Annotated in this window: 14 protein-coding genes; 3 read left to right on the top strand and 11 right to left on the bottom strand. The window is 61.7% G+C overall.

The genetic code is table 11. The features are described from left to right. Positions 1 to 90 precede the first annotated feature (90 nt). The 6 genes from CB0101_RS11920 to CB0101_RS11895 all read right to left on the bottom strand — a co-directional run bounded on the left by CB0101_RS11920 (position 91) and on the right by CB0101_RS11895 (position 6,524). Entirely contained in the window at positions 91 to 321 is a 231-nt protein-coding gene (locus tag CB0101_RS11920) for a hypothetical protein (RefSeq protein ID WP_136644122.1), read from the bottom strand. A gap of 216 nt (positions 322 to 537) precedes the next feature. Further along, complete coding sequence (locus CB0101_RS11915) at positions 538 to 1,011, bottom strand: hypothetical protein (protein WP_010302865.1); 474 nt, start codon at positions 1,009 to 1,011, stop codon at positions 538 to 540. Between the two features lie 300 nt (positions 1,012 to 1,311). Further along, entirely contained in the window at positions 1,312 to 2,175 is an 864-nt protein-coding gene (istB, locus tag CB0101_RS11910; RefSeq protein ID WP_136643950.1) for an IS21-like element helper ATPase IstB, read from the bottom strand. Beyond that, entirely contained in the window at positions 2,172 to 3,917 is a 1,746-nt protein-coding gene (gene istA, locus CB0101_RS11905; RefSeq protein WP_136644121.1) for an IS21 family transposase, read from the bottom strand. The genes istB and istA overlap by 4 nt, the downstream gene beginning before the upstream one ends. After that, complete coding sequence (locus tag CB0101_RS11900; protein ID WP_136644120.1) at positions 3,856 to 5,076, bottom strand: hypothetical protein; 1,221 nt, start codon at positions 5,074 to 5,076, stop codon at positions 3,856 to 3,858. Before CB0101_RS11900 ends, istA begins: the two co-directional genes overlap by 62 nt. 998 nt (positions 5,077 to 6,074) lie before the next feature. Further along, a complete protein-coding gene (locus CB0101_RS11895) occupies positions 6,075 to 6,524 on the bottom strand; it encodes a sigma factor (protein ID WP_246833760.1) in 450 nt (149 codons plus the stop codon). 231 nt (positions 6,525 to 6,755) lie between these two features. Between CB0101_RS11895 and CB0101_RS11890 the strand changes: the two genes are divergently transcribed. Next, on the top strand, positions 6,756 to 7,421 hold the full coding sequence (locus tag CB0101_RS11890) for an outer membrane protein (RefSeq protein ID WP_246833759.1): 666 nt from the start codon (positions 6,756 to 6,758) through the stop codon (positions 7,419 to 7,421). Positions 7,422 to 7,481: 60 nt separating this feature from the next. On the opposite strand, the gene CB0101_RS11885 is transcribed toward CB0101_RS11890, so the two are convergent. After that, positions 7,482 to 7,709: a hypothetical protein gene (locus CB0101_RS11885; RefSeq protein WP_136644119.1), complete on the bottom strand. Its 228-nt coding sequence runs from the start codon at positions 7,707 to 7,709 to the stop codon at positions 7,482 to 7,484. A 296-nt stretch (positions 7,710 to 8,005) separates the two neighbouring features. Here CB0101_RS11885 and CB0101_RS11880 point away from each other — a divergent pair, with 296 nt between their 5' ends. Further along, positions 8,006 to 8,461 (top strand): hypothetical protein, encoded by a 456-nt coding sequence (locus CB0101_RS11880; RefSeq protein ID WP_010302826.1) that lies wholly within the window; start codon positions 8,006 to 8,008, stop codon positions 8,459 to 8,461. A gap of 36 nt (positions 8,462 to 8,497) precedes the next feature. On the opposite strand, the gene CB0101_RS11875 is transcribed toward CB0101_RS11880, so the two are convergent. The 4 genes from CB0101_RS11875 to CB0101_RS11860 form a co-directional block, all read right to left on the bottom strand. Then, a complete protein-coding gene (locus CB0101_RS11875) occupies positions 8,498 to 8,845 on the bottom strand; it encodes a DUF5615 family PIN-like protein (protein ID WP_010302823.1) in 348 nt (115 codons plus the stop codon). Continuing rightward, positions 8,842 to 9,072 (bottom strand): DUF433 domain-containing protein, encoded by a 231-nt coding sequence (locus CB0101_RS11870; protein ID WP_010302820.1) that lies wholly within the window; start codon positions 9,070 to 9,072, stop codon positions 8,842 to 8,844. Before CB0101_RS11870 ends, CB0101_RS11875 begins: the two co-directional genes overlap by 4 nt. Before the next feature lie 62 nt (positions 9,073 to 9,134). Next, positions 9,135 to 9,827 (bottom strand): LuxR C-terminal-related transcriptional regulator, encoded by a 693-nt coding sequence (locus CB0101_RS11865; RefSeq protein WP_246833757.1) that lies wholly within the window; start codon positions 9,825 to 9,827, stop codon positions 9,135 to 9,137. Positions 9,828 to 10,049: 222 nt separating this feature from the next. Next, positions 10,050 to 10,982 carry a sigma-70 family RNA polymerase sigma factor gene (locus CB0101_RS11860; protein ID WP_010302812.1) on the bottom strand — a complete coding sequence of 311 codons (933 nt, stop codon included), beginning with the start codon at positions 10,980 to 10,982 and terminating at the stop codon, positions 10,050 to 10,052. A 429-nt stretch (positions 10,983 to 11,411) separates the two neighbouring features. On the opposite strand from CB0101_RS11860, the gene CB0101_RS11855 reads away from it, so the two are divergent. After that, positions 11,412 to 11,777 carry a hypothetical protein gene (locus CB0101_RS11855; RefSeq protein WP_210409956.1) on the top strand — a complete coding sequence of 122 codons (366 nt, stop codon included), beginning with the start codon at positions 11,412 to 11,414 and terminating at the stop codon, positions 11,775 to 11,777. Positions 11,778 to 11,779: the final 2 nt, after the last annotated feature.

Raw genomic sequence — 11,779 nt, 5'->3', positions numbered from 1 at the left:
ATGTGCGGTTGTATCTGCTTTCCGGATTTGCGTTCGAAATGCCCACTATCAATAGATGGCATAGCTTGTTAATTGAACTGCTAGATAGCCTCAGGAGAAAACAGTTTGACTGCCTGCCGATCCGCGAAAGCGATCATAACCGACCATGGTGGCTTTTCCGCGCTCGATTTCATCAGATAACAGCCTAACAACCCCTTGCCAGTATGCATCCTTGTCAAAACCACCGGCCACAACAGCCAACTCTTCATCCGAAGGCTCTACTGGTTGATGACGGAGGTCGGTAGCTTGAAGGTTGAGATCACGGTCTGCGTTGTTAGTCATGATTGAAACTCCTTGATGTGTGAGGTGAAGTCGGAGGCGTGTTCCTCTCGATGTATTCACGATCGCAGGGTTGAACGCTCAATACCAGATGAGGAGCCAGGGAGGTTTCGGGGAGTTTCTGGTGATTACAGTGCTAAAGCTGCAAAAGTCATCAAGACAACAAGAGCCCCGGGCTGTAACCCAGGGCTCCTGATGGCTGGCGGAGTGGGGTTGGCGTCAGCTCTTGCTCGCCCGCACCTCCCAGAACGCCGCACCCAGGCTGTAACTCGCCAGGCCGCTCTGCTGTTCATAGCTCTGGCGTGCCTTGAGTTGGCATTCGATCTCCTTGCAGTCGCTGGAGTAGGTCCACTGCTTGCGGCCGGGGCGGCGGTTGAGCACCAGGTCCGGCGTGATCTGGTAACCATTCCCATCCCTGCCGGCAGGCAGGAGGGTGAGCAGGTCACCGCGTAGGTGCGCCAGCCGTAGCTGTTCGCTCAGCTCCTTCTGCTCGGCGGTCAGGAGTTCTTGCTGTTGCTTCACCTCAAGTAGGCGGGTCACGCAGGTGGTGATGGAGTCAGGTGAGAAACGCTGGTCTTCCGTGCCAGAGCTTGCGGGCAGAACGCCGGCGTTGGCGAGAAGGAGCAGGGCTTCTGGAGTTCCCGGTGCGGGTTCGCCCAGGGAGACAGGAGTGGCGGTGAGGGTTGCAGTCATACGCGTGTGTGAGGTGTGTGCGAGTGGCCGAGATCTGAATCGCAAGGGGGCCTATGGCCCCTTAGGCGCCGAGGGCTTGGATTTGGTTGAGGGCTTCGATGAGTTCGTTGCGGCGCAGGCGTTCGATGGCGGTGTCAAGCGACATCCGCTTTTGGTCCTCCGGCGACACGAAATCTGGTCCAGCTGATGGTCTGCTGATGGGGGCCTTCCGTTGGCTTTTCGATCGTTGCCTCATCGGTGTGTGTCGTGACGTGGTTGTTGTGGGCTGCGGAACCTGTGCTGCCTGATTCGAGTTTTCCTTCAGGCCTCCTCACTGGGCGGCGGTGGCTGTAGGCCAGCGCTGTCCTGTGAGGAGGAACCGCCCGCCTGCGGGCGGATGAGACCGCTGCGACGTTTCCCTTTGAGCCGGTAGCTGTCGCCCCGGATCGTCAGCACGTGGCTGTGGTGCAGCAGCCGATCGAGGATTGCCGTGGCAACCACCTGATCACCAAACACCTCGCCCCACTCCATGACGGGGCGGTTGGAGGTGATCAACACGCTGCCGCGCTGGTAGCAGCGGGAGATCAGCTGGAAGAACAGATAGGCCGCGTTCGGCTCAAGCGGCAGGTAGCCGAGCTCATCGATGATCAGCAGCCGGGTTTTGGCGTACTGCGTCAGCCTTGCTTCCAGGGCGTGCTGCGCCTGGGCTTTGGCCAGGGCTGTGATCAGCTCCATCGCACCGACGTACTGGACGCTGTGACCGAGCCGCACCGCCTCCCGGCCCAGTGCCACGGCCAAGTGGGTCTTACCCACACCCGGCGGTCCGAGCAGTAGCAAGGTGTCGCCGTTGGCCACCCAACGGCAGGTGGCCAGCTCGCGGATTTGGGCCGGATCGATCGACGGCTGAGCCTCGAAATCAAATGCCTCCAGCGTCCGCACATACGGAAAGCGCGCCAGCCGCAGCGCCATTTCCATCCGCAGCTGGTCCTTGCGAGCCACCTCAGCTGTGCAGAGCCAGGTCAGCGCCTCACGCAGGTTCATCTCCCGCCTTGCCGCCTCCTCCAGGAGCGCATCGAGGCGATCGCGGATGGCCGGTAGCCGCAGGCGGGTAAGCATCGCCTCCAGCTCCTCGGTCGGCACCGGTGGCGTGATGGGTGTGGATCGGTTGCGCGGGTTGGTGCTCATGCCGCTACCTCACCGATCAGCTCGGCATAGACGGCCAGAGGCCGGGCCAGTTCAGAGCTGCGAACCATGCGCCGCTCCTGCTCTTGCTCCTGTTCTTGATCACAACGCTCGCTGGTGTCCCGCAGCGAACGCACCGCCTCGCGCCGCTGCCGTTGCGGCACCAGGCCATCCCAATGGCCGTCGATCACCTGGCGGCTACGGCTACCAGGCCGCTGACGCCTGTGCTCAGCCACGATCCTGCCGCCATGGCGGATCAGAACCTGTTGATCGCGCACCAGCACGCTCACCCGCTGGCGGATCAGCGCCTGCGGCGCCGAATACCAGTTCGCTTCCACTTCCACGCAGCAGTCGCTGTGCACAACGCGCACCAGCTCCCGCTCTGCCAAGAAGGACGGCTTGGCCTCCAGCGGCTGCAAGGCCTGGGCTTCTGCGCGCATAAACCGCTCCAGCGGCGCCTCACCCGTGGTGCCATGCACCCTCAGGTCAGCGACCTCACGGGTCCAGCGCACCAGATGGGCCTCCAGCTCCGCCCAGCTGCTGAACTCCCGCCCGGCCATGGCGTTGCGTTTGACGTACGCCACCCCACGTTCGTCTTTGCCTTTCGTCCTGGCCCGGTACGGCCGGCAGGCGCGGGGCTTGAACCCCCAGTAGCTGGCGAACTGCTCAAGCCGCTGGGCAAACACCAGGATCTGTCGTTCCGGATCGTGCTGACTCACCAGGGCGCGAGCGTTATCCACGAGCACCTCCTGAGGCACACCGCCCCAGTGCCGGAACCCCTCCTCCAGGGTTGAGAGCCAGTGGTCCTGCTTCTCGCTGCGGAACGCCCGCACCAACAGTCGCCTGGAGTATCCCAAGGTGAGCACCGCCAGGTGCACCCGCACCCGCTCGCCGCCAATACGCACCACGCACTGGCCAAAGTCCGCCTGCAGCTGCCGGCCCGGTGGCGTCTCAAACCGCACCGTCGCCACAGCTGCGTTGCGCAGCTCACGCCGCCATGGCTCAACCGCACGCTCCACCGTGCGCAGGCTCACCTTGATTCCCTTCTCACTGGCCAACTCCTGCCGCAGCACGTCGGCATTGCCGCGGTGGGCCAGAAATCGCTGCCGCAGCCACTCCCGTTGACCATCGAGAACCGAGGTGCGGCAGGGCTTGCCATAGGGCTGCCAGCCACCCTGCCGTAGGTACTTGCGCACCGTCTCCGGCGAACAGCCCAGTTCCCGGGCAATCCGTCTACGGCCCCAGCCTGCTGCCGAAAGCCGCTGCATCGCCTCCACATCCTGAGGGGTCTGCACCGGCATCTCCGCAGCCATCGGCTCCAGAGATGACGCCCCTGCGCTCACCGTGTCGTCAGGCCTGGCTCGCTCCACAGGGTGGACCAGTTTTCGTGTCGCCGCCGGACCAGTTTTTGCTGTCGCCTGACAGGCGGCGGGGAGTGAGGTGCGATCGATCGGGTAGCTGCGCAGGAGGGAGCGGAGTTCGACGACGGAGAGCTCATCCCAGAGGGGGGAGAGGTTGGGCACGCATGTCGGCTGGCTTGCCTGGGCGGGCCGTTCCTCCATCCAGGGCTCAGCTGTCGCAGCGGGCTGGGCGATGGGGAACTGCTGGCTGAGCTGGCTCACCAGTTGGGTCAGGCCGGTGATGGCCTGGAGCAGGGCGCTTTGGAGCTCGGTGGCGGCCAGCTCAGTCGCGAGCTGCACAGTGGCGCGGGTGCCGATGGCACCGGTGGCAGTGGCAACAGTCATCAGACAACAACCTGGTAGACGACAGAAGGGGTGTGGAGTTTGCGCTCGCTCTTGGGCAGTAGGCCTCCCACTCAGCGGCAAAGGGATAGGGATCGATCCCGGTGACGTCCTGGAGATCGACCTTCATTCCGTCGATGGTTCCGGGTGTGACCACATGGATGTTCTGCGCGGCCTTGCTGCAGAAGTTCAGACCGGCTTCTGAGTAGGCGTTGCTGCCCACCAGGGAGGCATTGCGGGCGTGGTAGTCGCCGATGGCGCTGGCGTGCAGGTGGCCAAAGAGTGTGTAGTCAACCGTGATGCCTTGGGCGGCGTACTTACCGGTGATCTCTTGCACCGACTTCTGCACATTCGCGCCGATCTGGTGGCCGTGCAGGCAGAGGAAGGTGCGGCCCATCACCTCAAAGAGGAGCTCGTTGGCGCGGAAGCCGCAGAAGTTGATCCCCTCCGTGCCGGCAAAGCCGCGCTTGAGGATCTCGTAGATCATCAGGTCGTAGCTGTCGGTGGCGAGTTCATCGCTCCAGCCGAGCTCTTTGTTCACGCGGCTTTCATTGCCGGTGATGCCATAGACCTCGAGCTCGAACTGCTCGCGTAGATCGAGCAGAAAGGCCCGCAGGATGTCGACGGCAAGCAGGGTTGCTCTGGAACGGTTGGTGCTGTTGGAGAGCAGCTCATCGAGGCGCCGGTCGCTGTTGAGGAAATCCCCCAGACAGGCCACCACCACCTTGCGGGCGCCATAGCTCTGGCCCAGTTGCTTGACGCGTTGGGCGAGCTTGGCCAGCCGCTGCGCCGCCACGGTGAAGTCGTAGCGGTTGGAGGGCAGTTCAACCCGCTCGTTGAAGTGCAGATCGCTCAGTTGCACGATCAGCACGGAATCCCCGCCTTCCGGGATGCGGGAGAGCGTCACACCCTGGGTAAAACCCCGCTCATCCAATAGGGAACAGAGTTCCCGGGTGTAGGCGGTGACGGCGTTCTCGATGCGGGCGTGCTCGCGGAAGGCCTTGCGCTCAATCCGGTTGGTGTCGGCCTGGGCCTGGCGGGCCTTGGCCAGGCGCACATTGAACTGCAGCAGTTCGCGGTCTTGATCGGTGTTGGCGGCCGGTGTTTGCCCCCTTCCGGGGAGATGACGGGCTGGTTGGTGGCGGTGTTTGGCTGAACCCATAAAGAAGTGCAGGTGCGGGAGGCTACTGGTGTCTCCCCTGCGTGCCGTCTGGAATGCGCAGAACCCTGTGCTGTCCTGCCATCAGCAGCTCCTTCAGAAGGGCCTAGTCCCTCGAGCAGCGTCTGCAAGTAAGGTGAGAAGACAAGTCGGATGAGCGAGCAGGCCCTGGCATCGCCTGCAGCCATCTATTGAGCCCACAGACGGCCACTCAGTCGCGGCTGAGATTCAGATCTGTTTGAGCGGGTTCAAACGTCCACATGCGTCATTGCGGTGTCCTGTCGGCACTGCGATGTGAAAGGCAGGTCTTGATAGACGACAGACATCACATGATTAACCTCACGAGCTCCCATGAACACAAAAAAACCAACTCGCCTGTTGCCTGCGATTAAATTGTTTGATTGCTGTGCGCTCACGACAGGGCGTCTGCAGTCGCCCTCCTTTCCGGAGGGGGCAGCCAAGTCGCTTGAGTTCTCTCCTCTGGATTCCGCGCAGTCACGCCGCTGGCAGCACGAACAACTGATGCAGTCGGCATGAGCAGTCTTCTCCTCCTTCTGTCTTGCATGCGCCCCCTGGATGTCGCCTGAGATCGCATGGATACAGGTGCTTGGCCTGTCAGGTGTTTTGGTGGTCGCCCTCATTCTGACAAGTCGCTTCTGATCAGCTCGATTCGATTGCGCTCAGGTTCTATGGATCAGGGCTGTGTATTGAACTCTCGTTTCAGGCTCTGAAGGCTCCACTGCTAGTAGCCGATTGGGACTCATGCCATAAGAGGCCAAGATCCTGGCTTCTTGCTCGCACGCTCAATCTCAACACAGGTGTTCTGATCTCAATGCCAACTACAGTCACTGGTATGGGAAGCGGATCCTGCGCGAGTTGCCGTTTTCTGCTGGGATTTCCTGGTCCGATCTGCCACTGTCATATCTGGCAGCGTCCATACACACTCGCTGAGGTTGCCCTGCATTCCTGCTCGCTCTGGGCACCGCGCTCGAGTCGCTAATTCAATCCCCTGAACGCATCAGCTCCTCCTGCAGCGGCACTGGCCGATGTCCACAGGCGTGCCGGCACTCCAGCCAACGCTGCAAAGGCACATTCAGTCGATCCGCGATTTGTTGGTCTGTGAGTCCCTGTGCCACGTGTTTGCGGGCCTTAATCCACAGCTCCCGCAGCCGGTGGCTGATGCGCAGCGAGAAGCCCGTGTCGCGCAGGTAGTGCAGCAACTCGCCTTTCACCTTGGGGACGAGATAGCTGGAGGGGCGATGACCGAGCGTGGGATCAAAGCCAATAGCGCCCTTACAAAGACCCTCGTAGGCGGGGCCGATCAGGTCGTCGACTGACATCGACCAGCGGCGAGCAAAGCGATGCGCCTGTTGATGCGCCAGGCCCAGGTGTTGGCAGGCAAAGGCCCGCTGCTCACTGGTCATCGGCCGGCGCAGACAGCGTTTGGACATGAGGGATGTGCAAGTGCGGGAGGCTATTGGCCTTGCCTTGAACTCCCTGCGCTGCAATGGATTGTGGTTTCGACAGACCGTGAGCGGTTGTTGCAGGTTTGCCATGCGACGACGTGTGGCTTGGGGCTGCTCGAATCGCCTGGTGCCTGTGACTAGGGTGCTGGCTCTGAGAATCCGAGCCCACCATCTATGCGGTCTTTGGTTGATTCAATACAGTCCCTGTCGGCTTTCTTGCTGGTTGCTCTCACCGTGACTGCAACCAATGGTGTTCCGTCCGCCTATGCCCAGGACGACCTTGGTGATCAGCCCGCACAGATAGCAGGAGACACCTCTGGATTTTATGTAACCGGAGCCGCTGGCGCTAATTGGCCGACTATGCGCACCAACTCTGGAGACCTGGGCACCTTTGAGGAGTTCTCAAACCCTGGAATCGCTTTGGAATTGGGTGCGGGCTATGACTTTGGCGCCATTCGTCTCGAGGCCACCTATGCCTTGGATACCAGTTATCTCAAGGGCTACAACAGTGTGGATGGGATTTATTTTGACTACTCTTCCGGAGGGCGTACCCAGATGAACTCTGCCTTTCTGAGTGGCTACTGGGATCTTCTTGCCTCCAAGAGCTGGTCTCCCTATCTGGGTGCAGGGATTGGATACTCCCATCTCTACGTTCAGCCTTTTGCTGAGCCTGGCCGGTCTTATGCAGGTGTCTCGCAATCCTTGTTGGGGTATCAGTTTAAAGCGGGTGTATCTGTGGATATCGGTGCTGATGACGCGTTATTTGCGGAAGCTGTGTACCGAGGCACTTCTCGGTTCTCAACCAATGATGGATTCGCAACCTGGAACAACGGTTCCTTTGGCAGTTGGGGTGGTCAACTTGGCGTCCGTATTGGCCTCTGAGCGCCGTTGAGGCCCTGGCTGCTTCTAGACGGCCAGAGCGTTGACTGCAGGACTGATGATCTACGCGCCATCAAATGACAGCTGTGAATTTTTCTTCCAGAGGCCACCATTGAGTTGATACCCCTCAGGATTGAGTAGAGCGCCAGCCTTCGCCGGGCGCTCCAGGATGCTGCTGGCGCCCATGTGCACGGAGTGGCGCACGACCGCCCCGAGCGGTGTCGGTCCACACGCCTGCATCACCAGAGCGATCACACCGCCAATGGCGGCACCACGAAACACAACAGGCATCAACAGATCGCAACTCCCCAAAGGTTCCGAGGGGGGCGGGGCCCCCCTTTGCGATGGGGCTGGGGCTTCGGTTGAGGGGAACTGGCTGGAAGAAAGGCTGACGGAATGGCTGGTTGCCAGTCCCGCTCGGTGGGTCAAATCACGCATTCCAACTGGCAGGTGCTGTTCCACCACCTCCAGGCATGTCACACCTGTGGCTTGCTCATCCCACGGCTGTGGCGCAGCTGATGCCACATCAGTGGGCGGTGCCCACCAAGGCCTCAAAGCCAGAACCGGTGCAGTGATTTCTTATCGCCATGACCACCAAGGTTCTGCTCACCCACCATCACCGCGATGCGATCGAGAACGCCGCCGATCGCGGCTTCTGGATGCCTCTGCCCCTTGAGGCCGAACAGATCAAGGACGTGATGTATCTCACCTCCCTCAGCTACGGCGAGATCACGCTCAAGCAGTTGGTGGAGGTCGCCAGCTTTGAACCTTGGCGTGAGCCAGATGGCATCGAACGCTGGTTGCCGTTCCTCGGCCAACGTCTCGAGCTGCCCAAACCCCTGCCCCTGGGCGATCGCCAGTTGCTCGCCGGTTGGCTGCCCCGTCAGCGCGAGGCGGTGCAGATCGTCGAACTCGAGGCACTGCTGGCGGCCAAACGTCTCAGCGATGTGTTGCCCGGCTCCGGTGCCTGTTGCCACCTGCCACGGCGGAACGAATTGGTTTCCGTTTCAGCTGCAGTGCACCATTCAGGAGCTGCGGCCTGAAACCGTTGACGCTAATCACCGTTCAACGGTGGATCATCAAGAGGCTGGCTTGAGCAGAAGGAAGCCGGCCTCTGGATGGTCGTTGAAGTAGCGAATCTCCTCCAGCCTTGAAAGGATCAGTTGGGCCGTGGCTGCATTCGAGGCATTGCCAATGGCCAGGCAGATCACCTTCGGGGGCCAGCCGAGGCTCAGACTCATTCCAAGGAAATCGTCATCCTTGGTCAGCAGCAGATAGCCCCCGGCTCTTGCTTGCTCCCACACCGAACGGTCATCGACACCGCCCAGGCCAAGGATGCGGATGTGGCTCGAATCTGGAAACGCTTCGCTGAGTCGTGGAAGCAAACGCTCAGAAAGGTTTTCGTCGAGAAGCAGCTTGATGCTCAACCCACCCCCGTGGACACCATCAAGGTGCGTTCACGTTCAGCGGCAAAGGCCATGCAAGCCAACACATCTTCATGGCTGAGCTGTGGGAAGTCCTCAAGCAGCTCGGTTTCACTGCACCCGGCGGCCAGGGTGCCCAGAACATCTCCAACCGTGAGTCGGGTCCCCCGCACGCAGGGCTTACCAAACCGGATGGCGGGGTCGATGGTGATGCGATCAAGCAGATCCATTTCTCCACGCTAAGCCCGTTGTGTGGTCATGGCGGCGGTAAAACCGGGGGCCGGTAAACGGCTCAGCGATGGATAGCCCCGCTCCTGTGCCTGTTGCCAACTGCCGCGGCGCCATGGTCTTGCCCCGGCCTTTGATGCAATCCGCAGGCCAGATCTGGCTGCCTGAGCACCCCGTGCTCGAGGCCCCACACCAGGAGTCCGCCTTGGCTGCGGGCTCCTGTTTTGCCGTACAAGGCACTGAGCCGGCGCCGCACCGTGTCGGTGCGCACCTGCAGTTGTGAGGCGATCTCGCGGGTGCTGCGGCCGCCGGCCACCAGGCGCACCAGTTGCTCCTCTTTCACAGACAGCACAACGGCTTCTTCTTGCAGCGGCGTGTTGGCGAGCAGTTGGCGGATGCGATCAGAGAGCTGCGGGTCTTCGTAGCGGCCGTTGCGTAGGAGCACAGCTACGCACTGGAGCAGGCGGCCACTGCCGCAGCTCTCGCGGCAACTGATCCCATCGGGCCTCAATCGCCAGAGCCGCACCAGCCGTTCACCGCCGATCGCGGTATCGAGGCACAGCAGGAAGCGGCACCGCTTGGCGCCGTGGCGCTCGCGCAGTTGTGTCATCAGCTCTGCGGCCCCGCCATCGGGGCTGTCGTCATCGCAGAGCACCAGCAACTTCCCTGTTTCAGGTAGCGGCAGCGCAAGGAGTTCCGCGGTGGAGCTGGCACTGAATTGCAGCTGCGGCAAGAGCAGAGCTGCGGTGTCGCGCATGCGCCGGTGGTGACTGCAGATCACCAGAGTCCAGCCATCTAGAAGGCTCTCAATTGCTGCCTTCAGGGCCTGAACATGGAGCAGTAAGTCCTCGGGTTGCATCACCCCCAGGCCAATCACCAATCTGTAGCAACAGGCCATAGACCTGGGCCACAACAGGACAAATGCCCGAGGACGACTGGTCCCCGGGCGTTGTACGGCCAGCCTGTGGCTGGTGATGGATCAGAGCTGAATCTTGAGGTTGTGCTCGGTGGCGGCCTGGCGCAACTTGTCCAGGGCGGTTGCTTCCAACTGCTCCAGTCGCTCGCCCTGCATCCCGCCCATCGAGCGGCGCAGCTGACAGGGGCTCAGAGGCGGCCGGCGCAGGTAGCGGTTGCGAATCAGGCGGTGCTCCTGTTCATCCAGGCAGCTCATCAACTGCGGCAGGGCCGCGTGTTGTGGGTCGGGCTCTTGTGTCTGCTGCTGTTCGGCTGCTTGCTGCAGGGAGGCCAGATCAAGTCGGGTGCAACCACCCTTCTCGTCGCCATCGTCCTCTGCGCCATCCAGAGATCCGGTGCGGGTGGCATCCCACTGGCGGATGAACTCCGCCAGCTGCTCCGCGCTCATCGCTTTGCCATCGAACTTGAGCTGGGCGGCCAACCACTCCAGCGAGGGTTCATCGCCCGTGCTGGCCTGATGTTGTTGGCTCAATCGCAGGGCCTTGAGCACCACCGCTGCTTTCTCTGCCGGGAAGCGGATTGCGCGCTTGGCCCGTTGTTCGAACTCGGTGAAACCCCGCCGCACCCAGAAGGTGGCGTAGGTGGAGAACCGATAGCCCTTGGCCGGATCAAATTTCTCGGCTGCGCGCACCAGATTCAGCGCGGCTTCCTGCAGCGCATCGGCCGTGGTGTCGTCATGGGCGGGCAGGCTGCAGCGGTGGCGGCCCCAGGTGTGAGCCACCAGGCCGAGGTTGTGGCGCACCAGTTGCTCCCGCGCCCGCAAGGCACTGCGGCGCACGGGCTTGGGGGCGTGGCTGGGGCCATCGGGGTGTTGCTGCCAGCGCTGGATGCGGCGGGAGAGTTCCATCACTGTGCGCTCGCACAGCGGGCGATGGGCACTGCTGGTGTTCAGCCAGGTCTTCACGGTGGAGGCAACGGGGGCATGACGAGGGGGCATGGGAAACGGCGGCATCTGCCGCGAGCATTCCCCGTGGTTTCACGCTTGCGCCGTTCGGCCGGGTTGGGTTACTGCGTTGGCCTGTGAGCGGTGAGTGCAGATTGCCCTCACTGGACCTTGATGCCCAGATGAGGTGAGTGCAGATTGCCCTCAGTGGTGGGTGCAGATTGCACTCACGGGTGAGGGCGTATTGACCTCAGGGGTGAGGGCGTATTGCACCACCATCTATATATCTCTAAAAACTCTTAGAGAAGAAAACCAAAAGAACAGCCCAAACAGCCGCTCCTCTGGGTGGGACAACACCGAGAAGACAGAAGGCGGCCGGGGGAGATGCATCGAGCCGATCCAAGAAGCCAGGCCAGCACTGGTGTTCGGGGCAACCCCCATAGCCTCTAGATACCACCACGGGCAGGCATTCCTGCATCGCCCATGCGCTTTTACGCCGTCAGCACCGAGGCCATTGAGCTGACCCATCAAGCCCTGCAGAAGCTGGATGGATCACGCATGGGTTCAGGCCGTGCCAGCCGTGCGTTGCGCGTCGCGACGCTCTACGGCCACCTGCAATGCAGAGCCAGAGGAGGGCAACCCGTCTGGCTGAGTTGCCGTGATCTGGCTAACGCCTGGCATCTGCAAACCCGTGAACTCAGGGCCGATCTACAGGATCTAGAAGCCATCGGTTGGTTGAGCTACACGAGCAGCACCAAGGGGCTCTGCATTCACCTCCATGAGCCCCAGGGGCCATGCGGCCGAGGCGATCAGAGTGCCGATGTCGCGGCCCCCGCATTGCATCTTTAAAG

Origin of the sequence: Synechococcus sp. CB0101 (genome assembly GCF_000179235.2) — a bacterium.
In the GTDB taxonomy this organism is placed as follows: Bacteria; Cyanobacteriota; Cyanobacteriia; order PCC-6307; family Cyanobiaceae; genus Vulcanococcus.
Note: the sequence above shows the minus strand (reverse complement) of the source record. Positions and strands in the feature narration are given on the sequence as shown.